The sequence below is a fragment of the Methylobacterium bullatum genome (genome assembly GCF_014845095.1).
Lineage (GTDB): Bacteria > Pseudomonadota > Alphaproteobacteria > Rhizobiales > Beijerinckiaceae > Methylobacterium > Methylobacterium bullatum.
In genome coordinates, this window is record NZ_NKUG01000111.1 from 1 (window position 1) to 25,596 (window position 25,596).

At 66.8% G+C, this 25,596-nt stretch carries 22 protein-coding genes; 8 read left to right on the forward strand and 14 right to left on the reverse strand.

The genetic code is table 11. The features are described from left to right. Together MBTS_RS15975 and rho are read left to right on the forward strand one after the other, a co-directional pair. Positions 1–490, forward strand: a 490-nt coding sequence (locus tag MBTS_RS15975) for a Smr/MutS family protein (RefSeq protein WP_244973577.1), incomplete at its 5' end; no start/stop codon positions are given. Positions 491–757: 267 nt separating this feature from the next. Beyond that, positions 758–2,101, forward strand: a complete 1,344-nt coding sequence (gene rho / locus MBTS_RS15980; protein WP_056148583.1) for a transcription termination factor Rho — start codon at positions 758–760, stop codon at positions 2,099–2,101. A gap of 135 nt (positions 2,102–2,236) precedes the next feature. Here the strand turns inward: rho and MBTS_RS15985 are convergent, their stop codons facing one another. After that, positions 2,237–2,419, reverse strand: a complete 183-nt coding sequence (locus MBTS_RS15985; protein ID WP_187273316.1) for a hypothetical protein — start codon at positions 2,417–2,419, stop codon at positions 2,237–2,239. Here MBTS_RS15985 and mnmE point away from each other — a divergent pair. Continuing rightward, positions 2,349–3,656, forward strand: a complete 1,308-nt coding sequence (gene mnmE, locus MBTS_RS15990; RefSeq protein WP_187273315.1) for a tRNA uridine-5-carboxymethylaminomethyl(34) synthesis GTPase MnmE — start codon at positions 2,349–2,351, stop codon at positions 3,654–3,656. The genes MBTS_RS15985 and mnmE overlap by 71 nt on opposite strands. A gap of 103 nt (positions 3,657–3,759) precedes the next feature. Here the strand turns inward: mnmE and MBTS_RS15995 are convergent, their stop codons facing one another. From MBTS_RS15995 to leuS, 7 genes are all read right to left on the reverse strand, one after another. After that, the gene (locus MBTS_RS15995) at positions 3,760–4,653 is read right to left on the reverse strand and encodes a ParB/RepB/Spo0J family partition protein (RefSeq protein ID WP_018045844.1); all 894 of its coding nucleotides are present in this window, start codon (positions 4,651–4,653) and stop codon (positions 3,760–3,762) included. A 55-nt stretch (positions 4,654–4,708) separates the two neighbouring features. Then, a complete protein-coding gene (locus MBTS_RS16000; protein WP_018045845.1) occupies positions 4,709–5,551 on the reverse strand; it encodes a ParA family protein in 843 nt (280 codons plus the stop codon). After that, positions 5,548–6,189: a 16S rRNA (guanine(527)-N(7))-methyltransferase RsmG gene (rsmG, locus tag MBTS_RS16005; protein ID WP_147829631.1), complete on the reverse strand. Its 642-nt coding sequence runs from the start codon at positions 6,187–6,189 to the stop codon at positions 5,548–5,550. The genes MBTS_RS16000 and rsmG overlap by 4 nt, the downstream gene beginning before the upstream one ends. Further along, positions 6,179–8,068, reverse strand: coding sequence for a tRNA uridine-5-carboxymethylaminomethyl(34) synthesis enzyme MnmG (gene mnmG / locus MBTS_RS16010; protein ID WP_147829633.1), 1,890 nt, complete (start codon positions 8,066–8,068; stop codon positions 6,179–6,181). Before mnmG ends, rsmG begins: the two co-directional genes overlap by 11 nt. A 160-nt stretch (positions 8,069–8,228) precedes the next feature. Further along, entirely contained in the window at positions 8,229–9,260 is a 1,032-nt protein-coding gene (gene holA / locus MBTS_RS16015) for a DNA polymerase III subunit delta (RefSeq protein WP_056148595.1), read from the reverse strand. Continuing rightward, positions 9,257–9,808: an LPS assembly lipoprotein LptE gene (gene lptE / locus MBTS_RS16020; RefSeq protein ID WP_056148598.1), complete on the reverse strand. Its 552-nt coding sequence runs from the start codon at positions 9,806–9,808 to the stop codon at positions 9,257–9,259. The genes holA and lptE overlap by 4 nt, the downstream gene beginning before the upstream one ends. 205 nt (positions 9,809–10,013) lie before the next feature. Beyond that, positions 10,014–12,605 (reverse strand): leucine--tRNA ligase, encoded by a 2,592-nt coding sequence (gene leuS / locus MBTS_RS16025; protein ID WP_147829634.1) that lies wholly within the window; start codon positions 12,603–12,605, stop codon positions 10,014–10,016. A 192-nt stretch (positions 12,606–12,797) separates the two neighbouring features. Between leuS and MBTS_RS16030 the strand changes: the two genes are divergently transcribed. Further along, positions 12,798–13,517, forward strand: coding sequence for a YggS family pyridoxal phosphate-dependent enzyme (locus MBTS_RS16030; RefSeq protein WP_056148602.1), 720 nt, complete (start codon positions 12,798–12,800; stop codon positions 13,515–13,517). 52 nt (positions 13,518–13,569) lie between these two features. On the opposite strand, the gene MBTS_RS16035 is transcribed toward MBTS_RS16030, so the two are convergent. Next, a complete protein-coding gene (locus tag MBTS_RS16035) occupies positions 13,570–16,461 on the reverse strand; it encodes a phosphoenolpyruvate carboxylase (RefSeq protein WP_192216008.1) in 2,892 nt (963 codons plus the stop codon). 502 nt (positions 16,462–16,963) lie between these two features. Here MBTS_RS16035 and MBTS_RS16040 point away from each other — a divergent pair. Then, a complete protein-coding gene (locus tag MBTS_RS16040) occupies positions 16,964–17,632 on the forward strand; it encodes a hypothetical protein (RefSeq protein ID WP_147829636.1) in 669 nt (222 codons plus the stop codon). 25 nt (positions 17,633–17,657) lie between these two features. Further along, entirely contained in the window at positions 17,658–18,086 is a 429-nt protein-coding gene (locus MBTS_RS16045; RefSeq protein ID WP_018045854.1) for a cupin domain-containing protein, read from the forward strand. Between the two features lie 137 nt (positions 18,087–18,223). On the opposite strand, the gene MBTS_RS16050 is transcribed toward MBTS_RS16045, so the two are convergent. The 3 genes from MBTS_RS16050 to MBTS_RS23830 form a co-directional block, all read right to left on the reverse strand. Next, a complete protein-coding gene (locus MBTS_RS16050) occupies positions 18,224–19,528 on the reverse strand; it encodes an HlyC/CorC family transporter (RefSeq protein WP_056160451.1) in 1,305 nt (434 codons plus the stop codon). Between the two features lie 199 nt (positions 19,529–19,727). Further along, positions 19,728–20,846 carry a 3-dehydroquinate synthase gene (gene aroB, locus MBTS_RS23825; RefSeq protein ID WP_147829637.1) on the reverse strand — a complete coding sequence of 373 codons (1,119 nt, stop codon included), beginning with the start codon at positions 20,844–20,846 and terminating at the stop codon, positions 19,728–19,730. After that, a complete protein-coding gene (locus tag MBTS_RS23830) occupies positions 20,843–21,466 on the reverse strand; it encodes a shikimate kinase (RefSeq protein WP_018045857.1) in 624 nt (207 codons plus the stop codon). Before MBTS_RS23830 ends, aroB begins: the two co-directional genes overlap by 4 nt. A 321-nt stretch (positions 21,467–21,787) precedes the next feature. Between MBTS_RS23830 and MBTS_RS16065 the strand changes: the two genes are divergently transcribed. Both MBTS_RS16065 and MBTS_RS16070 read left to right on the forward strand, forming a co-directional pair. Next, positions 21,788–21,940 carry a hypothetical protein gene (locus tag MBTS_RS16065; protein ID WP_018045858.1) on the forward strand — a complete coding sequence of 51 codons (153 nt, stop codon included), beginning with the start codon at positions 21,788–21,790 and terminating at the stop codon, positions 21,938–21,940. A 23-nt stretch (positions 21,941–21,963) separates the two neighbouring features. After that, a complete protein-coding gene (locus MBTS_RS16070; protein WP_373321267.1) occupies positions 21,964–22,932 on the forward strand; it encodes a site-specific tyrosine recombinase XerD in 969 nt (322 codons plus the stop codon). 29 nt (positions 22,933–22,961) lie between these two features. Here MBTS_RS16070 and MBTS_RS16075 read toward each other — a convergent pair whose 3' ends face one another. Continuing rightward, positions 22,962–23,993, reverse strand: a complete 1,032-nt coding sequence (locus MBTS_RS16075) for a helix-turn-helix domain-containing protein (RefSeq protein ID WP_056148622.1) — start codon at positions 23,991–23,993, stop codon at positions 22,962–22,964. A 368-nt stretch (positions 23,994–24,361) separates the two neighbouring features. Then, positions 24,362–25,528, reverse strand: a complete 1,167-nt coding sequence (locus MBTS_RS16080) for an AI-2E family transporter (protein ID WP_147829638.1) — start codon at positions 25,526–25,528, stop codon at positions 24,362–24,364. Positions 25,529–25,596 lie beyond the last annotated feature (68 nt).

A 25,596-nucleotide genomic window follows, 5' to 3' on the forward strand; every position in this document is an offset into this window, starting at 1 on the left:
GTTCGCCGCCAAACCCGTGACGAAGCCGGTCACGGAGAGGCCAGCCTTGCCCGGCGGCGTGAAGGCCCCGGTGAAACGCATCGTGAAGCCGATCCCCGCGCCCTCCCCCGTCGCGGCCCCGGCGACCGTCGTCACGGCGCCGCCTCTGCCCGGTCTCGAACGCAAGGCGCGCCTCGCCCTGCGGCGCGGATCGCTCAAGGTCGAGGCGCGGATCGACCTTCACGGAATGTATCAGGCCGAGGCTCACGGCGCCCTGGTCGGCTTCCTCATGCGCTGCCGCTCGGCGGGCCACGCCCATGTCCTCGTCGTCACCGGCAAGGGGGGCGGATCGGGCTTTGACGAGGCGTTCTCGGAGCGCGGCGTCCTGCGCCGTCAGGTTCCCCACTGGCTGCGCTCGCCGGAACTGCGCAGCATCGTCATCGGCTTCGAGGAGGCGGCACGCCACCACGGCGGCGCGGGCGCGCTCTATGTGCGTCTGAGGCGTCGCTGAGGCGTCTGTCCCCACCGCGTCCCGCCAAGGCCACGGCCGGCTCGCCCTGCGCTCGCGCGAGTGGGACTTGAGCCGGATGCGAAAACGCGATATGCGGAAAGTCCCTCCTTTTACGCCGTGTTGCATCCGAGAGCTACAGGCTCCCTCAAGACGATGCGCGGAGCCGGTCTTTACCGACGCTTCGACATAGGTGCCGACAAGGCATCCGGCGCTTTTCCGACTGTCCCGCCCGATCAACCCTCGTCCATCGTCGGTTCTCATTCTCCCATGACGTCACAGAACGACTCCCTCATTCCCGTTGATCCGCCGGCCGAAGTCGGGTTGGTCGCGGCCGATCTCAGTCAGCATCGCGAGGTCAAGCTTCAGGATCTGAAGTCGAAGACCCCCACCGACCTGATCGCCTTCGCGGAGGAGGTCGAGGTCGAGAACGCCTCCACCATGCGCAAGCAGGAGTTGATGTTCTCCATCCTGAAGCAGCTCGCTGCCAAGGAGGTCGAGATCATCGGCGCCGGCACGGTGGAAGTGCTGCAGGATGGGTTCGGCTTCCTTCGCTCTTCGGAATCGAACTACCTGCCGGGCCCCGACGACATCTATATTTCACCCACTCAGATCCGCCGTTTCGGCCTGCGGACCGGCGATACCGTCGAGGGACCGATCCGCGGTCCCAAGGACGGTGAACGCTACTTCGCCCTGCTCAAGGTGAACACGATCAACTTCGAGAACCCGGAGAAGATCAAGCACAAGGTCCATTTCGACAATCTGACGCCGCTGTTTCCGACCCAGCGCTTCAAGCTCGAACTCGATGCGCCGCCGAAGAAGGACTTCAGCCCGCGCATCATCGACATCGTGGCCCCCATCGGTAAGGGCCAGCGCGCCCTGATCGTGGCGCCGCCGCGCACCGGCAAGACCGTGCTGATGCAGAACATCGCGCAGTCCATCACCATCAACCATCCGGAATGCTACCTCATCGTGCTGCTCATCGACGAGCGCCCCGAGGAAGTCACCGACATGATTCGCTCGGTGAAGGGCGAGGTCATCGCCTCTACCTTCGACGAGCCCGCCACCCGCCACGTTCAGGTCGCCGAAATGGTGATCGAGAAGGCCAAGCGCCTCGTGGAGCATGGCCGCGACGTGGTCATCCTGCTCGATTCGATCACCCGCCTCGGCCGCGCCTACAACACCGTGGTGCCGTCTTCCGGCAAGGTGCTCACCGGCGGTGTCGACGCCAACGCGCTCCAGCGCCCCAAGCGCTTCTTCGGCGCGGCGCGCAACATCGAGGAAGGCGGTTCGCTCTCGATCATCGCCACCGCCCTCATCGACACCGGCTCGCGCATGGACGAGGTGATCTTCGAGGAGTTCAAGGGCACCGGCAACTCCGAGATCATTCTCGACCGCAAGGTCTCGGACAAGCGGATCTTCCCGGCCATCGACATCACCCGCTCGGGCACCCGCAAGGAAGAGCTTCTGGTCCCGCCGGATTCGCTCAAGAAGACCTACGTGCTGCGCCGCATCCTCAACCCGATGGGCGTCACCGACGCCATCGAGTTCCTCATGGACAAGCTGCGCCAGACCAAGAGCAACAACGACTTCTTCGATTCCATGAACACCTGAGAACGGTCTTCCCTCCAGCTCGAACGCCCGTCGATAGACGACGGGTGTTTCCTGGCGAGGGAGGATGCTTGTTCTAGACCTCGTGTCATCTCCTGCCGGGAGCGTGGAGAGAGGTCCATCGCGGAAAATACAACATCACGGGCGGCGAATGATGCTTTCCGCCGGAAAGCACTCGATTTGCCGGCTAATGTAGTCGTCGAGTGGGGACATTCGCCCCGCTTCATCGAGACTTGGCAGCATGTCGGCCATGAGCGACGGCACCACTATCTTCGCGCCGGCAAGCGGCTTCGGCAGGGCTGCTGTTGCCGTGATCCGCATCAGTGGTCCGGCTTCCCCGTTTCTCCTTGGGGCGATGGCCGGGCGCCTGCCGCCGCCCCGACGGTTGTCGCTCCGCACGCTGCGCGACCCTGCAAGCGGTGACGTACTCGACTCCGCCCTCATCGTTTGGATGCCAGGACCCGCCACGTTCACCGGCGAGGACATGGCCGAACTCCACCTCCATGGCGGACTCGCCGTTCGGTCCGCCGTCATGGCCGTCCTCGCCGCACAGGCCGGATGCCGTCTCGCCGAACCGGGGGCCTTCAGCCGCCGTGCAGTGGAGAACGGGCGGATGGATCTCACCGCCGCCGAGGGCGCAGCAGACCTGATCGACGCGGAAACCGATTCCCAACGGCGCCAGGCCCTGCGCCAACTCGACGGCGTCCTTGGTCGCAAGGTCGCCGATTGGCGGGACCGACTGATCGATCTCCTGGCCGGAGCCGAGGCCGCTCTCGATTTCTCCGATGAAGGCGATGTCGATGAAGCGGCGCTCGACGCTGCGCTGCATGTGAAGGCCCGCGCGATCCGCGACGAGATCGACGTGACTCTTGCCGATGCCCGGCGGGGAGAGCGCCTGAGGGAAGGTTTTGTGGTGGTGCTGTCCGGCCCGCCGAATGCCGGCAAATCGACCCTGCTCAACGCCCTGAGCCGACGCGATGCCGCGATCGTCTCGGCGATTCCCGGCACGACGCGCGATCTCATCGAAATCCGCTGCGATCTCGGCGGATTGCCGGTCATCATCGTCGATACGGCGGGACTGCGTGACACCGCCGATCCCGTGGAATCCGAAGGCATTCGCCGCACCCGCAAGCGGATGGAGCAGGCCGACCTCGTCCTCGCTCTCCGCGCCGGCGACTATTCGACCGATGAAGCGCTCCCCCTACCCGATCGCTGCATTCTCGTGAGCACGAAAGCGGATCTCGGAAGCGATGGGGGCGGCGACATAGCAGTCTCGGCGCTGACCGGCCAGGGTATCGAGCGCCTGCTCGACTTCATCGAGGCACGGGCGGAGGCTGCCCTCGGCGGTGGCGATGCCCTCGTCACCCGCGAACGCCACCGCGACGGGCTGACCCGCTGCCGCGATCACCTAGACAGGGTATTGTCGGGCCCTGCCCTTCCGGAACTTCTGGCCGAGGATCTACGCCTCGCCGTTCGCGCCCTGGGCGAGGTTACCGGCCGGGTTGGCGTCGAGGACATGCTCGACCGTCTGTTCTCAGGATTCTGTATCGGCAAATAAGGATGCAGACAGACCGAGCCGGGATTCCTTTCCCGTCCGAAATCGCCTTGCGCCGATGCGTCAAGCGTTCCGCGAAGGTGTGGATGACGGTGCCGAACGAGCTTCACGCTCCATCGGATACCTCGAACCGCTTGCATAGAGCATCGAGTTCCTCCGCCGTCTCATAGCGGATTCGGATCTCGCCACTGGCCTGACCCTTGGCCTTCAGGGAGACCGAGACGCCGAGCGCGCGAGCCATGGCCTGTTCGAGGCTGCGCACCTGAATATCGCGCTCGGGCTTGCGAGGGCGTCCTGGGCGGGGTGCGTCGCCCTCCGGCACTTCCGCCGAGGCGAGGGCCTCGACCTCACGCACGGACAGGCCCTCTGTGACGATGCGCCGGGCGACCCCTTCCGGGTCCCTCACCGCGAGCAAGGCGCGGGCATGACCGGCCGTGATCTCGCCCGCGACGACCCGGTCCTGGATCGCGCTGGATAATTGCAATAGCCGCAGGGTGTTGGCGAGATGGCTGCGGCTCTTGCCGATGATCTCGGCGAGCTCCGTCTGGCTATAGCGGAATTCGCTCATCAGCCGCTCGTAACCGGCCGCCTCTTCGATGGCGTTGAGGTCGCTGCGCTGGACGTTCTCGAGAATGGCGTATTCGAGGGACGTCCGGTCGTCGATTTCGACGACGACGATGGGGGCTTCGTGCAAACCGGCGCGCTGCGCCGCGCGCCAGCGGCGCTCACCAGCGACGATCTCGAAAGTATCCGGAACGCCCGCAAGCGCCCGCACGACGATGGGTTGGATGATGCCGCGCAGCTTGATGGACGCGGCGAGTTCGTCCAGTTCGGCGTCATGGAAGCGTCGGCGCGGGTTGCGTGGGTTGGGACGGAGAAACTCGACGGCGACCTTACGCTGTGCCTGCGGCTTACCCGCATCGCCGTTGTCGTCGCCGAAGTCACCGATCAGGGCCGCCAGCCCACGCCCGAGCCGGGGCCGCGCCACATCATCCGCCATCGCCACCTGCTTCCAACTCCGACACGCTACGCATTTACAGGAAAGAACGAGAGACCTAGGCCGCGACCGGCAGCCGGCCTTCGCGCTGGATCACCTCCGAAGCCAGGCGCAGATAGGCCTGCGAGCCGGCGCATTTCAGGTCGTAGAGCAATACCGGCTTGCCATGCGACGGGGCCTCCGACACACGCACGTTCCGGGGAATCGTGGTCTCGTAGACCTTATCGCCAAGAAAGCTCCGCACGTCGGCGGCGACCTGGTTCGAAAGGTTGTTGCGCGGATCCACCATGGTCAGCACCACACCCTGGATCGTCAGCCGGGGGTTCAACGCCGTACGTACCTGCTCCACGGTACGCAGAAGCTGGCTCAACCCTTCGAGGGCGAAGAACTCGCATTGCATCGGCACGAGCACCGCATCGGCGGCCGCGAGGGCATTGATCGTCAGCAAGTTCAGCGACGGCGGGCAATCGATCAGGACATAGGTGACGCCCTCCGTCGCACCGGCCTTGCCGATATCGCTCATGGCGTTGCGGAGGCGATGGGCGCGGTCCGATGAGCTCGCCATCTCGAGTTCGAGGCCTAGCAGATCCATCGTGGAGGGGGCGAGCAGCAGGCGAGGCACGGCGGTGGGCACCACGGCCTGAGCCAGGGACGAGTCCCCTGCGAGCACATGATAGGTCGAAACCTTGCGCGAGCGACGATCGATGCCGAGTCCTGTGGAGGCGTTGCCCTGCGGATCGAGGTCGATCACCAGCACGCGTTCGCCAATGGCAGCGAGGGCGGTACCAAGGTTGATGGCCGTCGTCGTCTTGCCGACGCCGCCCTTCTGGTTGGCCAAGGCTAGGATGCGTAGCGGCCGCTCGGGCACTGCCCTGGAGGCGGAAGAGGGTTCGATGGTCATGAATCCACGCGGGAGAGGGCGGTGACGCGGACGATCCGCGCTTCCGACTCAGTACGGCTCGTCACCAGATCGTAAACGAATCTCCACCGTTGCGCTGCAGCGGTCAATTCCGCTTGTGCATCACGGCCCTTCGGAAACAGGGCGGTGGTGCCGGTTGTCAACAGCGGTTCGGTCCAGTCGAGCAGCTGGTGAAGCGGGGCCAGGGCGCGGGCGCAGACGACATCGATTCCGACGTGGTCGGCAACCGCGTCTTCGATGCGAAGGTTGCGTACCCGCGCCGGGGCTTTCGTGAGGCGCGCAGCCTCAGTGAGGAAGGCACATTTGCGCGCATTGCTCTCGATCAGATCCACCTGAAAGCCAGGCCGTTCGCGCCCCGCGATGGCGAGGATGAGGCCGGGAATGCCCGCCCCCGAACCGAGATCGAGCCATGTGGTGGCGGTCGGAGCCAGATCGAGGAGTTGTAGTGCATCGGCGATATGTCGTGTCCAGACCTCCGCGAGAGTAGCCGGTCCGACGAGATTCTTGACGTTCTGCCACCGGCGCAATTGCTCGACATAGATGTCCAACGCCGCGGCTGTTTCACGTGAAACATTTGCCTGGGCGAGCACCCGAGCCCGGTCGTCCTGCTTAACGGCCATGGACGACGGCCAGGCCGGAGCGGTCGGCACGGCGAGCATGCGCCGCGAGGAGAGTGAGGGCAGCGGGGGTCACGCCCTCGATCCGCGCCGCCTGACCGAGCGTGCCGGGACGGACCGCTTCGAGCTTGGCCTGCATCTCATTGGACAGACCGGGAATCGCCCCATAGTCGAGCTTGATCGGCAAGGCCACGGCCTCGTCCCGTCGAAAGGCAGCGATATCGGCACTCTGCCGGTCGAGATAGACGGCATAGGTCGCGTCCGTTCGCAGGCGGTCCGCCACTCGGGGGGACACGCTCAGAAGTTCGGGCCAGACCTCGGTGAGACGGTCCCAACCGATCTCGGGATAGGACAGCAATTGGTAGGCACTGCGGCGGATGCCGTCCTGATTGAGGGCGATGCCGTGCCGAGCCGCTGCCGCCGGTGTCAGACTGAGGCCGTCGAGCCGTGCTCTCGCCGCTTCGAGTTCGCCCTGGGAGCGGGCAAAATGCTCGGCCCTCACCGAGCCGACACAGCCGAGGGCAGCGCCGCGTGGGGTCAGGCGCTCGTCGGCATTGTCCACGCGGAGAGACAACCGATATTCCGAGCGCGACGTGAACATGCGGTAGGGCTCACTGACCCCATGGGTCACGAGATCGTCGATCATCACGCCGAGATACGATTCCGCCCGGTCGAAACTGGCGAGAGGCGATCCACCCGCCAGACGGGCCGCATTGATCCCGGCCACCAGCCCCTGCCCTGCCGCTTCTTCGTAACCGGTGGTGCCGTTGATCTGCCCCGCGAGAAAAAGGCCGGGCAGGCGCTTGGCTTGAAGGCCGGTGTCGAGTTCGCGCGGGTCGACGTAATCGTATTCGATGGCGTAGCCCGGACGCACGATCGTTGCATGTTCGAGGCCGGGAATCAGGGCGATCAAATCGCGCTGCACGCTCTCCGGCAAGGCGGTCGAAATCCCGTTGGGATACACCGTCGGGTCGTCGAGCCCCTCCGGCTCCAGGAAGATCTGGTGCCCCTCACGATCTCCGAAACGCACCACCTTGTCCTCGATGGAGGGACAATAGCGCGGGCCACGGCTGCTGATCCCACCGGAATACATCGGGGAGCGGTGGAGATTGGCGCGGATGAGATCGTGCACGGCACGGGTGGTGCGGGTGATTCCGCATTGGATCTGGGGCGTGGTGATCCGGTCCGTAAGTGTCGAGAACGGCACAGGATCATCATCCGCCGACTGCATCTCGAGCCCGGACCAGTCGATGGTGCGGCCATCGAGGCGGGCAGGTGTACCGGTCTTGAGCCGCCCGAGGGCAAAACCCAGGCGGTCCAGGGTCTGAGCAAGCCCGACGGACGGCCCCTCCCCTACACGCCCGGCGGGGATCTGCACCTCGCCCATATGGATCAGTCCGCGCAAGAACGTGCCGGTGGTCAATACGACCGCCGGGCAGGCCAGGATTCCGCCGTCTGCCAGGATCACGCCTGCCACTCGTGTGGCGTCGACGAGGATATCCGCGACCTCCCCCTCCACCACCACGAGATTGGCGGTCTCGGCCACCGCCTCCTGCATCGCCCGAGCGTAGAGCTTACGGTCGGCCTGTGTGCGGGGGCCTCGCACGGCGGGACCCTTGCGCCGGTTGAGCAGACGAAACTGGATACCGGCCGCATCGGCGACCCGGCCCATCAATCCGTCGAGGGCGTCGACCTCACGGACGAGATGTCCCTTACCAAGACCGCCGATGGCCGGATTGCACGACATCGCGCCGATCGTGGAGGCCGAGTGAGTGACCAGGGCGGTGCGGGCTCCGGTGCGGGCGGCGGCGGCGGCCGCTTCCACGCCGGCATGGCCGCCGCCGACCACGACCACGTCGAAAGAAGAGCTCGTCTGGGACATAGGGTGATTAGGCGCGACCGGAGCGAGTCGTCAACGAGGAGAGCGACGACCATCGACGTTCCATCGCATCCGATTTTCGCGATGGACCTCCCGAAACTCGGATCCGCCTCTGACGAGCGATGGGACATGGGCGGGCAAGCGCGCGCAGGATGGCAGATTATCAGCCGCGCCGACGGGCGGCCTCCGTGGCGATGCGCAGAAGCGTCGCCGAAGCATGAGCATGGGCGAGGTCGGGCTGGGCGCGGCGGCAGGCGAGCACGGCCTCCTGGAGCAGCTGAACCGCATGGCGGAGGGCGACGGGAGACCAGCGCCCTAGCTGGGCCTCGACGATGGCCTTGCGGCGGAAGTGCAGGCCGCGCCAATTGCCCACCATCATGCTCGGACTTTGCCCCTCCCCCGTGATCCGCGTGGAGAGGAGTGTCAGGGCGTGGCGCAGGGCCGAGCCGAGCATCATCGACGGGTCCATACCCTCGTGGCGGAAGCGGCGATAATCCCGCTCGACCTCTTCACCGCGGCCGACGAAGGCGGCATCGATCAGCGTATTGAGGACGCTGCCAGCGACGTCGCTGATCACGGCCTCCACATCGTCCAGGGTGATTTCGGTCTGGCCCCTGGCATAGAGCGCCAGTTTCTCGATCTCGGACAGGCTCGCTCGCCGGTCGCCGCCCAGACTCATCGCCAGGATATCGCGCGCCTCACGGGCGATGCGCTGGCCATTCTCCTGGAGGGTGCGGTCGATGAGCTCGGCCAAGGCCCGTTCGTCATCGGCGTAGCAGGGCAGGGCAAGCGCCCGAGTCGACTTTTCGCAGAGCGTCCGTAGGGGCGCGCTCTTGGCGAGGTCTCCCGCCTCCACCACGATGCGTGCACCGGCGATCTCGGCCTTAAGCGCCGCGTCCACGGCCGGAGCGTAGTTGCGGCTTCCTGGCCTTACCCAAATGCTGCGCTGGCCGCCGAACAGGCCAACCGTGCCGGCTTCGTCCACGAGGCGTCCCGCATCGGACGCGAGGACATCGCCGTCGATCTTGACCAGGGCGAAGGGGTCGGACGGGTCAGTGACGAAACTCTCGGCCAGACGCTTGGCTCGTTCGAAAACGAGGCCGGTATCCGGCCCGTAGACGAGGATGACCGCGATCTGCGACGCCGGTCCGCGCCGCAGCAGCGCCTCGATATCGCCAGCCTTGACGGCGGTCAGGGCTTGGTCACCAGAACGGAAGCGATCCGCGTCTTGATCTGATCGGCCAGGGTCTTGGCCAGACGGATCTCCGCATCGCGGGCCGCACGCAGGGAGGCGAAGCGCTGGATCGAGCGATCGTAGGTGGTCGTGGCCACCGCCACACCCTCGGTGATGATCTTCGCTCCGTCCAGGGATTCGAGGGAGAAGCGGATGGTCCCCACCAGGGTGCCTGCTTCGGCACGTCCGGTCTGAGATGACACGATGGGGGTCTTCACCGACTCGCTGCCCTGCATCTTCAGGCGGTAGCGTTTCGGAGACGGCTGGCCCGAACCGTCGAGATCGAAGATGAGTTCACTGCGCAGGTAATGGCCGAGCCGCTCCTGGCCCGCGGCCGTGGAGACGTCGTCCACCTGTACCGAGGCAAGGAGGGCGGCCATGGGCTCGCCGGACGCGGTCGGTCCGTAGAGCGGACGAAAGCAGGCCGACAGGTTGACGGCCATGAGGGAGACCAACGCGACCTTCACCGCGCGGGACCGTACCGCCTGTCTCAGCCCATGCATCATCATCGCAGCAATGCTCTCCGTCCGGTCTCGCTCTTTACGGCGATCCCGCCCCTTGCGTCACCTGTATAAGCAGCAAGCTTTACGATTCCTCTGCGGCGGGACGATGGTCGTCGCTCCTCCTCCTACCATTCCCCCGCATCCTGAAATGCGGGGGCCGATGGGCCTCCTGACGATGGAACGCGGGGCCGGCAAGAGAGGCTCGATGCTCTCACACCACGAGATTCACGATTCGCCCGGGCACCACGATGACCTTGCGGGGGAGACGGCCTTCGAGTGCCTTCTGCACCGCCTCATCGGCGAGGACGAGAGCTTCCACTGTCGCGGTATCGGCCGTGCGCGGCACCGTGACATCCGCACGCTTCTTGCCGTTGAGCTGAACGGGGAGGGTGATCTCGTCCTCCACCAGTAGCGCACGATCGACCACCGGCCACGCGGCCTGAGCGACCAATCCCTGCCGTCCGAGGGCCGACCAGCATTCTTCGGCCAGATGCGGCATCATCGGCGCAACGAGCTGCGTGAGGATGCCCGCCGCTTCCGTCGCCGCGTCGCGCGATACGGTGGCCGTGCGGATCGCCTCATCGAGAGCGTTCGACAGCGTGTAGATATGGGCGACGCAACGGTTGAAGCGGAGGCGCTCCACATCCTCTTCCACCGCGGCGAGAGCCTTGTGGGCGGCCTTGCGAAGCGCAGCGTCCGACGCTCCGCTCGCTGCCGGCACGCCCACAGCGAGAGAGACCAGGCGCCAGACCCGCTGAACGAAGCGGGCCGCGCCCTGGACGCCATCCTCCGTCCAGATCACGTCACGCTCGGGCGGCGAATCGGACAGCATGAACCAGCGAGCCGTATCGGCGCCGTAGCTCGCGATGATGTCGTCCGGGTCCACCACGTTCTTCTTGGACTTCGACATCTTTTCGATGGAGCCGATCGAGATCGGTGCATCTGTTTTCACGTGAAACGCCTGACGCCCGCCGCCCTCGGCGGCGATGCGGATATCGGCGGGCTGAACCCATGCACCCGCTGCGTCCTTGTAGGTCTCGTGGACCACCATCCCCTGCGTGAAGAGCCCGGCAAAAGGCTCGGAAACCCCGGACCAGCCCGTCGCCTGCATCGCTCGCGTGAAGAAGCGGGCATAGAGCAGGTGCAGGATCGCGTGTTCGATACCGCCGATATACTGGTCCACGGCCAGCCAGTGATCCACCGCCGAACGGTCGGTCGGCGCGTCCTGCAGCCAGGGAGCGGTGAAGCGGGCGTAGTACCAGGACGAATCCACGAAGGTGTCCATCGTGTCGGTCTCACGCCGGGCCGCAGCGCCGCAACGCGGGCAGGGCACGTTGCGCCAGGCATGATCACGCTCCAGCGGATTGCCGGGGGTATCGAAGGAGACCTCGTCGGGCAGCTTCACCGGAAGGTCGGCGACCGGGACGGAGACCGGCCCGCAGGCATCGCAATGGATGATCGGGATCGGACAACCCCAGTAGCGCTGGCGCGAGACGCCCCAGTCTCGCAGGCGGAACTGGACCTTGCGCGCCGCCACCGCCTCCCCGTCCAGGATCTCGGCCTCGAGCCGGTTCGCCACGGCGTGGAAGGCCTCGTCCGTCGTCATGTCGTCGAGGAAGCGCGAATTGATCATGCGGCCATCGCCGTCATAGGCGGTGTCGGTGACGACGAAGCTCGCCGCGTCCTGCCCTTCCGGACAGACGACGGGCGTATTGCCGAGGCCGTACTTGTTGGAGAAGTCGAGGTCGCGCTGGTCGTGGGCGGGGCAGCCGAACACGGCGCCCGTGCCGTAATCCATCAGGACGAAATTCGCCACGTAGACGGGCAGCAGCCAGGACGGGTCGAGGGGGTGGCGCACCCGCAACCCCGTGTCGAAGCCGAGCTTCTCCGCCGTGTCGATCGCGGCCTGCGCCGTGCCGGTGCGACGGCATTCCTCGATGAAGGTCTGGAGTTCGGGACGCGTGACGGCCACGGACGCCGCGACCGGGTGGTCGGCCGCAATGGCCAGGAACTTCGCGCCGAACAGGGTGTCGGGACGGGTCGTGTAGACCTTGATCTCGCCGTCACGCGAATCGAAGGCGAAGCGGACCTCAAGCCCTTCCGAGCGGCCGATCCAGTTCTTCTGCATGACCCTGACCTTCTCCGGCCAACGCTCCAGGCCGTCGAGTGCGTCGTAGAGATCCTGCGCGAAATCGGTGATCTTGAAGAACCACTGGGTCAGCTCGCGCTGCTCCACCAGCGCGCCCGAGCGCCAGCCGCGCCCGTCGATGACCTGCTCGTTGGCCAGCACGGTATGGTCCACCGGGTCCCAGTTCACCTTGGCCGTGCGGCGGGTGACGAGTCCCTTGTCGAGGAAGTCGAGGAACATACGCTGCTGGTGCTTGTAGTAGTCGGGATCGCAGGTTGCGATCTCCCGGCTCCAGTCCAGTGACAGGCCCATGCTCTGCAACTGGCCGCGCATGGTGGCGATGTTGGCGTAGGTCCAGTCGCGCGGGTTGACCTTGCGCTCCATCGCCGCGTTCTCGGCCGGCAGGCCGAAGGCGTCCCAGCCCATAGGGTGCAGCACCGCGAAGCCCTTGGCGCGCTTGTAGCGGGCCACCACGTCGCCCATGGCGTAGTTGCGGACGTGGCCCATATGAATGCGCCCCGACGGGTAGGGGAACATCTCGAGCACGTAGTATTTCGGGCGCGGGTCGTCGTTCTTCGTGGCGTAGATACCCTGGGCGGCCCAGGCCTCCTGCCAGCGCGGCTCGGCATCCTTGGCGTTGTAGCGCTCTGGAACGGGCATGGGGGAGGAAGTCATGGTGCGGGCTCTGACTACGGCCAGGACGGCCTGGCGAGGCGCCTCACGCGGCGCCGGAACGGTTGGATGCCGGACTAACACGGCTTGTTTGCCGGTCAACAGAGCCGTCACCGGTGGAGCCCGGCGCTTGCGGCCGGCGTTGCGGATGATAGGTCAGGCGTAACCCGCCCCCTCCTTCGCCCGCGAGACATCATGCCCGACTCCACCACGCCGAGATACGCCCATCCTGACGCCGCCGCCGTCGTCGCCGGGCTTGAAGCCGTGCGCGATAAGATCGTCCAGGCGGCTCAGGATTCCGAGCGGGACCCGGCCACGATCTCGCTGGTGGCGGTCTCGAAGCTCATCGATGCGGACGGCATCGTCCCGGCTCTTGAGGCAGGGCATAGGGTTTTCGGCGAGAACTACGTTCAGGAATCGAAGGCGAAGTGGCCGGCTTTGCGCGAGCGCTTTCCCGATGTCGAGCTTCATCTCGTCGGGCCGCTCCAATCGAACAAGGCCCGCGAGGCGGTGGAATTGTTCGATGTGATCCATGCCCTCGACCGGCTGTCACTGGCGGCGGCCCTGGCCAAGGAGATCGAGCGCACGGGGCGCACGCCGAAGCTGCTCGTCCAGGTCAATACCGGTGACGAGCCGCAGAAGGCCGGGGTCTCGCCCTCGCAGGTGGACGTCCTCCTCAGCGAGTGTCGTGAGACCCATGGTCTGGCGATCAACGGGCTCATGTGCATCCCGCCGGCCGAAGCCCCGCCATCGGCGCATTTCGCCCTCCTGGCCCGCATCGCCGAGCGCCACAACCTGCCCATCCTTTCCATGGGCATGAGCGCGGATTACCCGGCGGCGATCCAGATGGGCGCCACCCATATCCGCGTCGGCACAGCGATCTTCGGGGAGCGCCCCCGCGCCGCAGGGGCCTGAGCGGCACCGCTCGTCCCGGGGCCGCGCAGCGGAACCCGGGATCCACGGTGCCCTACCCGAACGCTCCCACCTCGTGCTGGATCATGCCCGACAGCTCGCGGACGCGGGCGAAGGACTGGCGGATCGGGCCGAAGATCGTCTTGTGCTCCGATTCGTAGGTGCCGACATCGCGCGGTCCGGCGGGCTCGCCGAAATTGAGGCCGAGGGTCGGGTCCGGCGTGATCGGGAAGATCTCGTCGAGCATGGCGAGGCAGCCGTCGATGTCGAGGCGGAGGAAGCGCTCGATCAGCTGCTCGCGGGTGATGCCCGATTGCGGGCGGAAGCCGGGAATGTGCACGGCCAGGAACCAGATCCGGTGGATCAGGGCGAGGCGCAGGGCGTGGAGCATCGTCAGCCTCACCGACATCTTGCCGAGGTCCGGGGCGGCGGATTGCAAACTCAGCCAGTCGCTGGTGAGGCGACCGAACAGGCGGCGCAGGTCGGGGGCGAGGCGCAGACGGTCGAGGGCGGTGGCGATGACGAGAAGTTCGTCGCGCCGGTCGTCGCGCTGCGTGCGCCGTGCCCGTTCCAGCCACATGGCCGGGTCGAGCGTATCGATATAGGCGCGCAGCACATCGAGGTCGCCCACCGCCGAGGCATGCTGGGCGAGGCGGAACGCGCGGGAGAACCGGACCGAATCGCGGCGCATGTCGCGGAACAGATCCGGTGCGCGGCTCGCCGCCCGGCCGAGGCCGTGGAGCGAATTCGCGAGGTACCCCAGTTGGTGCAGGATCGCGTTGTTGGGAATCGCCCGCATCTGGCGGGGATGGGTGATCATGCTGGGGCCGCCGCTATCGGTCTGGCGGGCCACCGGACGCGAGCCGGTGCGGTCGAGGAGGCTAGGGCCGAACGTGCCCAGCAATGCGGCGTAGCCAGGGTCGTCCACCAGGGCTTCCATGTCCTGGCGGGCGACGGTGAAGAACTCGGCGGCGAAATCCGCCTCGCCATAGATCGGGTCGTCGGTCTCGTCGGCGCCCGGCGCGTCGGAAAGGACATAGTCGGCGAAGGAATCGTCGTCGGCGATGTCGAAGGCGAAGAGGTGCTCGGCGATCCGCTCCACCGTGGCGCGGGCGAGCGCTTGCGTGCCGAACATCAGGTAACCGTCCGAGCCCTGGAAGCTGGATTCCAGCCGCACCTTGATGCCGGCCTTGCGGTTCCGGTGCCGTGAATCCTCCGGCGCGAGATAGGCGAGGCGGTCCCGCAGGGAGGTCGGATGGGCGCCGCGGCCGATCGATTCGCCATGGGTATCGAAGATCGCGAGTTCGATGCCGGACAGGCCGTTCTGCGTCATCAGGTCGGTGATGCGCAGGCGCAGGCGCTCGATCCAGAAACTCGCGGCGAGCTGGCCGACATAGCGGCCCGAATCCGAGTAGCCGAACTGCACCGTCAGCCGGCCGATGCGCTTGAGATAGGCGCGCCAATGCGGGTTGCGCAGGGCATCGTCGAGGACGCGGATGCCCTGTTCCAGGGCACTCGCCGTCTCGAACAGCGGCGTGATCTCGACCTTGTCGCTGATCCCGTAATGCCGGGCGAGCCAGAGGGCGGCGAGAAGGGTGTAGCCGGTCTCCGTCTCGGCGATGAGGAAGCGCACCGGATGGGTGCCGTCCACGTGCTTCAGGATCTGCGCGATGGTCATCATCAGGCGCGCGGCCGAGGCACGCTCGGCGGCGAGCGCGCCGAAATCCACGGCCACCGGATGCACGTCGTTGAGGAGGGCGTGGATGGTCGAGAGGTGCGAGCGCCGCTGCGCCGCGTCCGTCGGCTCCCCTTCGAGGTCGATGACCCGGCGCACGGCGTTGTGGATCTGGCTGGCGTTGAGCCGGAAATGCGGCAGGGCGTTCGACAGGCCGTGTGTCGCGATGCCGGAGCGCAGGAGAGCGATGGCGCGCTTGTCCTCGTCGCTCTCGACGCCGCCCAGGGCTCCGGCGAGGCCCGCCAGGAGCGGCCCGGAATCGGTCTGGGCGCGCTCCCGCTCGATGATGAGCGCCAGAGCGAAGCGGTGCACCGCCTCCAGGGTAGGCTTGGTCCCGAGGCGCGGGGCGACGGCGAGTTGCCGGTTGACGGCCGCCAGCGCGCCCTGCGTCAGGTCCCGCACCACGTTGGTGGCCGGCACGTTCGGCAGGTGGCGCATCACCCGGTCGAGCTGCATGCGCTTCGATTCCAGGCGGTAGCGCAGGGTGTCCCACCAGCCGATATCGGTGCGCCCGTCCGTGTCGCAGCCAACCCAGGAGGCGAGGGCGAAGGGCTTGAGCACCAGTTCCGTCCAGCGGTCGGGCCAGCGCGAGCGGGCCGCATCGAGCAGGGCTGCGTTGAAGCTGTCCAGGGCCGCGCGGCCGTGATTGGCCGCGAGGCAGGCCTGTTCGAACTCGTCGTCCAGGCTGATCTTCGCATCCGGCCGGGTCGAGAGGGCGGCGGCCTTCTCCATCAGGGGCCGGCGCGCCGCCTCGCTGTCCTGGGACGCGGCCTCGGCGATGAGGGCCGCCACGGCCTTCGGCATGCCGAAGGTCGGGTGGGCGGTGAACACCACGGCGAATCCGGTACGGCCCACGAGATCGCGGAAGGTCTCGAAATCCCCTGTGCCTTTCGGGATCGCCGCCACGAGGCGCGCCGGCATCGTGCTGTCTGCCGATGCCTGCGCGTCCCGGTCCAGCCCGACATAGCCGCGCAGGCGCTCGGCCCGGGCTACCAGGGATTGTGTGCGTAACCGGGTGAACAGGCCGTCGAGGTCGTCCTCGTCGATCTCGTCGCGGTCTAAGCGGCGGGTGATCGCGAGCGTCACCGCCAGGACGGGATTACGGAACGGATCCTCGCTCGACCGTTCGCGAGAATCCTCGATGAGGGCGATGAGATCCTGTTCCAGCTTGCCGGGATCGGGCACCGTATTGGCTGGGCTGCGGTCAAGCATGCGCATCGATCGACCTTGTCTGGACAGAAGAAAGAGGACGGCCCCGAAGCCGAGTCGCCTTAGAACAGGTTGGGCGTCGCGCCGGCGACAATGCGTGCATGACGACCCGTCATCCACCGATGGATCGCTTTGCGAACCGGCGCCACCACCGTGCAAGGCCAATCCGTCCGCATGGTTTCGGCTCCGCGTTCCCTCGGCGCAAGGGGCCGAAACGAGACGCAAGGACCGTTCCGGCCAGGGCGACCCGGGCGGCAATGCCTGCCTCTGTGCGAAAGCACTCCTGTGGCGCGCCACAAGTGGATGCAAGCCGGCCCTCGCTGGGGTAACCCTCTCAGCCATGCAGATCTCTTCGATCCCGTCCTGTCCTTCCGGCAACCCGAACTCCGCGTTTCGGCCTTGGAGGATGCGGACTGGGAGTCGCCTGGCGCTGGTCTCCTGCGTTGCTCTTTTATGCGTGATGCTGGGAGTCTCCCCCGGTTTCACACAAGAGGACGCCGCGCCATTGGGCGAGGCCGAGGCTCCGGCCCCCAAGCCTAAGCCGAAACCAAAGCCCAAGCCCAAACCGAAACCCGTCGCCAAGCCAGCCGAGGCGTCCGATGCTCCTCAGGCCGCGCCCCTGCCGACGCCGGCGGCCAATCTCGCTCCCGTGAAACTGCCCGAGCTCATCGTGGTCTGCGACAACGGCCAGGGTGCGTTCTACGAGGGCCAAGGCGCCGTCTCGCTCTGGGTGACGCGGAGCGGCACGATCACCGTCGACAACCCGCTTCGCCCCCTGACGCCGGAGGCTACCCGCGTGCTGCAGGTCGTCCTCGGCAACAAGGCCGCCACCGCCTTCGGCCCCGATCTCCTGGCCCTGCGCCGGGGCGGCAGCCCCGCAGCCCTGGAGGCGACGATAGGCGGCCCGGTCCGCTGGGACGAGCAGCTGACGGTGCTGCCGGATTTCCTCAACATCGTCTCGGAGGCCGGCGAGGCTCTGGCACGCCTCGATTACCGCCGCTGCGGCGATGCCCCGGAGGTGAAGGCGGCGCCCGTCGCCAAGGCGAAGCCCAAGCCCGTCGCCAAATCACCGCGCCCGCCCAAGGCCTCCGCCGCCGAGGGAGCTGGGCGAGGGGAGGGCGCGGCTCCTCGCGGCCTTCAATTGCCTCAAGGCGCCATTCCGGCCGGCCAATAACGATCGCGAGACGAGGGAGGACGACATGAAGGCCGCCGAGGTGATCGCCAAGCTGGGGCTTCAACCCCACCCGGAGGGCGGCCATTATCGCGAAACGTTTCGCGATCCGACGGAGGTCGATGGCCGTTCGGTGGGCAGCGCGATCTACTACCTGCTCGATCTCGGCGAGACCTCGGAATGGCATCGGGTCGATGCCTCCGAGATCTGGTTCTGGCATGCCGGCGCACCGATGGTGATCACCACGAGTCCGAACGGTCACGATGCGACCGCCACCTATCTCGGTCCCGACCTAGCCCATGGCCAGCAGCCGCAGATCGTGGTGCCGGCGGGGCATTGGCAGACCGCCACGAGCCTCGGATCGTGGACATTGGTGAGTTGCACCGTCTCCCCGGCCTTCCGGTTCGAAGGGTTCGAGATGGCGCCTCCGGGCTGGCGGCCGGTGCCGCGCGGCTGAGAGAGGCGTGTTTCTCCGTTCGCCTTGCCGGGGGCCTAGAGCTGCGCCCGACCACGTTGGGTCGGGGCACATCTCCAGGCCTTTGTTGTGCCGCGCTCTTTTTCGCCGAACCGGCATCCACTTCGGCGGAGAGCGCTCTAGCCCTCGATCTCGTCCTTCTTCGCGATCATCGGCACGAGCGGGGTGATCCGCAGGGCGGTGATGCGGTTCTTCGCCTTGCGCAGGACCTGAAACCGGAAGCCGTGGAAGTTGAAGGCGGTGCCGGTATCGGGGATCGCGCGCGCCTCGTGGATGACGAGGCCGGCGATGGTCGTCGCCTCTTCGTCGGGCAGGTTCCAGTCCATGGCGCGGTTGAGATCGCGGATGGCGACGGAGCCGTCGGCATTCACCGAGCCGTCCCCCTGGGGACGCACCCCGGAGACCGCGACGTCGTGCTCGTCGGCGATGTCGCCGACGATCTCCTCCAGGATGTCCTCCAGGGTCACGAGCCCCATGACCTCGCCGTACTCGTCGACGACGAGGGCGAAATGGGTCTTCTTGGTGAGGAAGGCCTTGAGCTGGTCGCGCAGGCTGGTCGTGTCGGGCACGAACCAGGTCTCGAGGGCCAGGGCCTCGACCTTGAGACCGGAGGCGTCGCCTCCGGCGGCGTCGAGCGCGCGCAACAGGTCCTTGGCGTGGAGCACGCCGATGATGTTCTCGGAGGTGCCGCGCCAGAGCGGCATGCGGGTGTAGGGCGAGGACAGCACCTCCCGCACGATCTCCTCCGAGGGGAGATCGGCATTGATGGTGCGCATCTTTGTGCGGTGCACCATGACCTCGGAGACGGACAACTCGTGAAGGTCGAGCAGGCCGCCGAGCATGTCGCGCTCGGCCTTGGCGACGCCGCCCTCGCGGTGGAGCAGGGCGACCTGTCCGCGAATTTCCTCGGTGGGCGAGAGGATCGACTGGTGCTGCCCGATGCTGATGCCGAAGGGGCGCAGCATCAGTCGCACCACCTTCTCGATGGCGATGGCCGCCGGGCCGAGGAGCGCCACCGCGAAGGCGACGGGCCGCGCCATCACCAGGGCGGCCTGGTCCGGCTTGTTGATGGCGAGGGTTTTGGGCAGCACCTCGGCGAAGACGATGACGAGGACCGACATCACGCCGGTGGCGTAGAGCACCCCGCTCTTGCCGAAGATCGTGGTCAGCACGCTGGTGGTGAAGGCGGAGGCGCCGATGGCGACGATGTTGTAGCCGATCAGCATGGCGCCGATGAACCGCTCGCGCGAGGCGAGGATGCGGTTGACGACGCGTGCCCGCAGGTCGCCGCTATCTTCCAGGGAGAGCATCCGCGCCCGCGACGCCGCGGTGAAGGCGGTCTCGGCGCCTGCGAAGAAGGCCGAGAGCAGCAGCGACATCACCACGATGCTCGCGGCGAGCCAGAGGTCGGTATGCGTGTCCATCAGGCCGTCGTCGCATCAAGCCGTGCCACACCGGCACGGTGCCGGTCTTGGCGAGCCCCTCTCATATACCAACCCGCGACCGAAGCGATGCCGTGGCACCGGATCTGAGCCGAGAGGTCGGCATGGCCGCTCCCGATCCCAGCCGCCCGGAGACAGGTGGTGTCCCCGAAGCGAGGTCAGGGCAAGGGAGGCGATCCAGTCACGCCCCGCGTAACTCGTCTTGGAGAAAAGCCTTCACCTCGGCGCGGTCGATGCCCGGTGCGATGAAGCTCTGGCCGATCCCGCGGGCGAGGATGAAGGTCAGCGCGCCGTCGCGGACCTTCTTGTCCTGGGCCATGGCGTCGAGGATGGCGTCGGCGCCCCCGCATCCGCCGGGGACGGCCTGGAGCCGGGTGGGCAGGCCGGCGAGCGCCAGATGGTTGGCCACGCGGCCGGCATCCTGACCGGGGCAGAGGCCGAGGCGGGCCGAGAAGCGGAAGGCCAGCGCCAGGCCGATGGCGACGCCCTCGCCATGGACGAGGCGGGCGGATTCGTAGCCGGTGAGCCGTTCCAGGGCATGGCCGAAGGTGTGGCCTAGGTTGAGCAGGGCGCGCTCGCCATCCTCGCGCTCGTCGCGCACCACGACGCCGGCCTTGGCCCGGCAGCAGATCGCCACCGCCTCGTCACGCTCCGGACCACCGGAGAAGATGCCGGCCCAGTTGGCCTCGCACCAGTCGAAGAAGCCGGAATCGGCGATGAGGCCGTATTTCGCCACCTCGGCGTAGCCGGCGCGCATCTCGCGCTCGGACAGGGTGTCGAGGGTGGCGGTGTCGGCCAGGACCAGGCGCGGCTGATGGAAGGCGCCGATCAGGTTCTTGCCGAGGGCTGAGTTGATGCCGGTCTTGCCGCCCACCGACGAATCGACTTGGGAGAGCAGGGTCGTGGGAGCCTGGACGAAGCGGACGCCGCGCCGCAGCGTCGCCGCCGCGAAGCCCGCGAGATCGCCGACCACACCGCCTCCGAGCGCCACCACGAGGTCATTGCGCTCGATCCGGTGGGCGAGGAGTCCGTCGCAGACCTGGGCGTAGACCGCGTAGCTTTTTGAGGCCTCGCCCGGCGCGACGGTGACGAGGCCAGAGCGCAGGCCCGCCGCCTCCAGGCTCTCGCGCAGGCGTTCGCCATAGAGCGCCGACACCGTATCGTCGGTGACGATGGCGGCGGCTTTGGCGCCGAGGGCGGCCACGCGGACGCCTGCCTCGGCGAGGAGGCCGCGGCCGATATGGATGTCGTAGTCCCGGCCCTGGTCGAGGGGGACGTGGACCGTCTGTCCGTCACTCACTGCGCGGCGACGCCTTGGTTCGAGGGGCCGTTGAGATAGGCATCGAGAGCTTCCATCACGTCCTCCACCACGCGGTCGTGCGAGACGTCGCGCGAGGGGATCATCACGTCGGCACTGCCATAGACGGGATGCCGGATCTCCATCAATTGCCGCATCGTCTCCTCCGGGTCGTCGGTCTGGAGCAGGGGGCGATTGCCGCGCTTGCGGACGCGGCGCATCAGCACGTCGAGCTCCGCCTTCAGCCAGACCGAGACGCCGCCTTGCGCGATCCGCGCCCGGGTCGCCTCGCGCATGAAGGCGCCTCCGCCGGTGGCCAGCACCAGCGGCCCTTCGCGGATGAGCCGGGCGATGACGCGCTCCTCTCCCTCACGAAAGCTCGGCTCGCCGTAGATGGCGAAGATGTCCGGGATCGTAAGATGGGCCGCCGCTTCGATCTCGTTGTCGGCATCCTTGAACATCAGCCCGAGGCGCGTCGCCAAGCGCCGCCCCACTGTGCTCTTGCCGGCGCCCATGAGACCGACGAGCACGATCGAGCGCGCGCCGAGGGCACGGCGGAGCCTGACTTCGATGGGATCGGCGGCGATGTCGCCTCCCGATGGCTCGGTCTCGGTCTCGGTCATTGTTAAAATCTTGATACACGTCTTCACGCGATCCTAGCGCGTTTCATCCGCCGGGCGAAGCGAGGCCGTAAGGCGCGACGCGATTCTTCCCGGGTCGGGTTTCTTTCGGGCAGGTTTCCTCCTCCCGCGAAGCCTCCCGGACCGGTGAGGCCGATCGCCGCTCGGCGGCCATGAATCCCTTGCGGCGCTCCGTGTGGCTCCGAAGTCCTTGCCATCGCGCGCCCGGCATGGTGCAAACCCTTGGCTTGGCTGCTCAATGATCTGCTGGCCGACCGACGCCGTTCATTTTCGCAGAGTTCCCTCCGACCGAGGTTCGTCCGAGTGCCGACCCTGTTTCGTTTTCTCGCCACGCTCGCCATCCTCGGTGGACTGGTCTTCGCGGGCATGTTCTCGCTCGCCACCTTCGTTCAGCCCACGCCCCGGGAAATGAGCGTCAGCATTCCCTCTGCGAAGCTGCAGCCGCCCGGCCGGTGACGGGGTCGGAGAAGGCTGACGAGGTGACTGGTGACGTGGCGGGCGCCGAAGGTCCGGACCTCATCGTTGCCTATCTCGAAATGCTGTCAGCCGAGCGTGGCGCTGCCGCCAACACGCTCGCCGCCTATCGCCGCGACCTCGACCATTACCTCGCGGCCCTGTCCGCCTCGGGACGTGATCCGCTCGATACCGATGCGGGCGAGGTCCGCGCCTATCTGGCGGATCTCGAGACCCAGGGACTGAAGGCCTCGTCCGCCGCGCGCCGGCTGTCCTGCATTCGCGGCTTCCACAAGTTCCTGTACGCCGAAGGCCTCGCCGAGACCGATCCGAGCGCGCCGGTGGGCGGCCCGCGCAGGGGGCGCACCCTGCCCAAGGTGCTGTCGGTGACCGAGGTCGACGACCTTTTGCGCACCGCCCGCGAGCGGGCCGTGGCGACGCCGGCCGAGGAGACGCCGGGCGAGCGGCGACGCGCGGTCCGGATGCTGTGCCTGCTGGAAACCCTCTACGCCACCGGCCTGCGCGTCTCGGAACTCGTCGCCCTGCCGCGCGCGGCCGCCACCACGAAGCAGCGCTACCTCGTGGTGAAGGGCAAGGGCGGGCGCGAACGGCTGGTGCCGCTCACCGATCTGGCGCGCGCCGCCATGCGCGAGCACCTCACTCATCTCACCGGCGACGGTCCCTTCCTGTTCCCCTCCGACAGCGAGAGCGGTCACCTGACCCGGCAGGCTTTCGCCCGCGACCTCAAGATTGCGGCGGCGGCGGCCGGGATCCGCGAGGACCGCGTGAGTCCGCACGTGTTGCGCCACGCTTTCGCCAGCCATCTCCTGCAGAACGGGGCCGATCTCAGGATCGTGCAGGAACTCCTGGGCCATGCCGACATCTCGACGACCCAGATCTACACGCATGTCCTCGACGAGCGCCTGAAGAGCATGGTCCGCGATCTCCACCCCCTCATGGACGACCCGGCCGAATCCGGTACAGCGCCCGCCTGAACGGGCCACCGCGCCGTTCCGGCCATGTTTCATCCGGCGATCTGCCTCCCCTTGCTGACCGCGATCGTCGCCCCATCCATGAGCGAGAACACGATACCTGCGCTGCGCAGGGCGCCGATCACCTGATTGCGGTTGGCGACCGAGACGGAGGCAATGGAGCCTTCGAGCCGCCGGATCGTCGAAAGCGACACTCCCGAAGCTCCGCTCAGATCCGCCATCGACCAGTCGAGCAATGCGCGCGCCGCACGGACATGACCGGATTCGAGGTGCTGTTCGAGGCCGAGCCGAAGGCGTCCGGAGGGTCTGATCCGCAGCTGGATCGGACCGATCAGTTGAGTCCAGCTTTCGATATGCCCCGCATCGTTCAGCACGGGAACCAAGAGAAGGCGGTATCTCACGGTGTCGCCGTTCGCCAACCTGAGGTCCGGCAGGAGGTATGAGGCGTGATTGGACGCGTACATCCCCCCGATACGCGCCGACCATGGCACGCCCTCGGCCTTTACGAACGGTCGTGTGGGGTCCTGCAGGAGCTCGCTCTCGGGAAGGCCGACGAGGTCGAGCCATTTCTGCGAGAATTTTATGAATGGAAATGTGTACGCGGTCGACGTGAAGGCCCGGACGGAATCGAAGATCGCCTGGTCTCGCTGCCGCTGTGCTGCCTCGGCGCGGGCCAGCATGGCAGGATCGCTGATGTCGGCGAGGATGCCATGCGCGCTCAAGGGCCGGCCATTGGGCGTGGTCGTTACCTCCACGCGGCTCATGACAGTACAGATTCCGGAATCCGGCCGGACGATGCGGAAGATCGAGGGCGGTACCGTTTCCGATTGCCTGACCAGGTCGGGTTCCATGGTCGGAGGGCAATCGTCCGGATGAATGAGCCGGAACAGAAGCGTGTAATCGGGCCTGATGAGGCCATTGGGAAGCCCTAGGATCGGATAGAGTCCGGGCGACCAGAAATGAGTGTTGTCGACGAAATCCCAGTGCCAATGACCGACGTTGCCAAAATGTTTGATCTGGCTTGGAACGTCATACCAAAGGTTTCTCGGTATCCCACCATTCATTGTTAAACCGCGAGCTCACGACAATCGTCGGAGCTACGGCCCAGCCGAGGGGAACGACGACCTGAAACAACAGATATCTAACTTTTGATATGATCGCAATATTTCTCGAAGAACCATCCTCACCGCAACGTGAGATTGTAGGATGATCGTCGGTGTTATTGATCGGTGTTTCCAAGCCTCCCGGTGGAGACGCCTCGATCTCGATCACGGATCTCCGGCGCTGCTTTACGATTATTGAACGAGGGCGATCTTTTGAATGACGATGGCCATTTAAGACAGCAATGCGAATGCCATGGCGGACCGTTGTTCCATCCGCCCCGCGTCGACGTCTCGGCTGTTGTCGTCAGGCCGTTCCGACAGCGTCGCGCTTACACATCCGCCTCCTCGTCGAGCGTGTCCTCGATATAGACCTGTTCCAGCAAGACCTTGATCACCGCCATCAGCGGCAGCGCGAGGGCGATGCCCCAAAGGCCGAACAGCACACCGAGCACGAGCTGGCCGGCGAAGATGGTGGCCGGCGGGATGTCCAGAGCCCGCTTCTGGATGAAGGGCGTCAGCCCGTAGCTCTCCAGGCATTGCACCACGAGGTAGACACCGAAGGCGCCGAGCGCCGCATTGGTGCCGGAGGCGAGGCCCGCCAGCACGATGATGACACCGGCGATCAGCGGGCCGATGGTGGGGATGAAGGCGAGGAGCCCCGCCTGCAGGCCGAGGATGAGGGCGCCGCCGATACCGAGGAAGCTCAAGCCCGCCCAGATGCAGACGAAGATCACCGCCATGGTGATGAGCTGGCCGAACAGCCAATGCCGCAGGGTCTCGCCCATGCCGTCGAGGAGAGCGGTGGCGCGCGGGCGGTAGCGAGGCGGCACGAACCGGACGGCACCGTCGCGGTAGCTGGCGGGATCGGCCGCGCAGGCGAGGCCGAGGAACACGATCACCAGGACGTTGCCCAGCGCGCTGAACAGCCCGGTGACGACGGCGGCCGCCGGTCCCAGCATGCTGCCGGCATCCGAGAGGAGGGAACCGGGGCTTTTGATCGCCCCCGAGGCGAGGCCGCCGAGGCCCCCGGCCTTCTTGTCCTTGTCGGTCTCGTTGTCATTGGCTTTGTCGGGGCCCTGGTCGCTCGACGTCGGCTCCGGTGCCGAGAAGGCCGGCAGATCGATCCCGTATTCCTTCAGGCGGTCACGGACAGACCCCGCCTGTTTCGTGACGGTCTGGCCGAGCTCCCTGCCCTGCTGCACCACCGTCGCGCCACCGAAGGCGAGAAAGCCGAGGGTGAGCCCGCCGAGGACGAGGCTGACGATGGTGAGCCGGAGCCCGCGACCGAGCCCGATCACCTGGCCGAGCAGGCGCGTCAGCCCATCGAGGAAGACCCCGAGCAGGATTCCCCCGAAGATCAGGAGCAGGGTCGAGGCGGCGGTCCAGGCGACGATCAGCAGGGCGATGAACGCCACCACCGCGATTCCCGAGGCCGCCGGCGACCAGTTGGCGGGGTGCGGACCCGGCTCGTCCTTGATCGGCGTACCCTGCTGCATCTGCCCGTCCCCTCGCGCGGTCTACCGAAGCGCGGTGCGAACGGGCGCGCGAAACCCGTCACAGGCAA

Coding starts and splice junctions, on each gene's coding strand:
- rho (WP_056148583.1), top strand. CDS start 758: ATGACGTCACAGAACGACTCCCTCATTCCCGTTGATCCGCCGGCCGAA.
- mnmE (WP_187273315.1), top strand. CDS start 2,349: ATGAGCGACGGCACCACTATCTTCGCGCCGGCAAGCGGCTTCGGCAGG.
- MBTS_RS15985 (WP_187273316.1), bottom strand. CDS start 2,419: ATGCGGATCACGGCAACAGCAGCCCTGCCGAAGCCGCTTGCCGGCGCG.
- MBTS_RS15995 (WP_018045844.1), bottom strand. CDS start 4,653: ATGGCGGATGATGTGGCGCGGCCCCGGCTCGGGCGTGGGCTGGCGGCC.
- MBTS_RS16000 (WP_018045845.1), bottom strand. CDS start 5,551: ATGACCATCGAACCCTCTTCCGCCTCCAGGGCAGTGCCCGAGCGGCCG.
- rsmG (WP_147829631.1), bottom strand. CDS start 6,189: ATGGCCGTTAAGCAGGACGACCGGGCTCGGGTGCTCGCCCAGGCAAAT.
- mnmG (WP_147829633.1), bottom strand. CDS start 8,068: ATGTCCCAGACGAGCTCTTCTTTCGACGTGGTCGTGGTCGGCGGCGGC.
- lptE (WP_056148598.1), bottom strand. CDS start 9,808: ATGATGATGCATGGGCTGAGACAGGCGGTACGGTCCCGCGCGGTGAAG.
- leuS (WP_147829634.1), bottom strand. CDS start 12,605: ATGACTTCCTCCCCCATGCCCGTTCCAGAGCGCTACAACGCCAAGGAT.
- MBTS_RS16030 (WP_056148602.1), top strand. CDS start 12,798: ATGCCCGACTCCACCACGCCGAGATACGCCCATCCTGACGCCGCCGCC.
- MBTS_RS16035 (WP_192216008.1), bottom strand. CDS start 16,461: ATGCTTGACCGCAGCCCAGCCAATACGGTGCCCGATCCCGGCAAGCTG.
- MBTS_RS16045 (WP_018045854.1), top strand. CDS start 17,658: ATGAAGGCCGCCGAGGTGATCGCCAAGCTGGGGCTTCAACCCCACCCG.
- MBTS_RS16050 (WP_056160451.1), bottom strand. CDS start 19,528: ATGGACACGCATACCGACCTCTGGCTCGCCGCGAGCATCGTGGTGATG.
- MBTS_RS23830 (WP_018045857.1), bottom strand. CDS start 21,466: ATGACCGAGACCGAGACCGAGCCATCGGGAGGCGACATCGCCGCCGAT.
- MBTS_RS16075 (WP_056148622.1), bottom strand. CDS start 23,993: ATGAATGGTGGGATACCGAGAAACCTTTGGTATGACGTTCCAAGCCAG.
- MBTS_RS16080 (WP_147829638.1), bottom strand. CDS start 25,528: ATGCAGCAGGGTACGCCGATCAAGGACGAGCCGGGTCCGCACCCCGCC.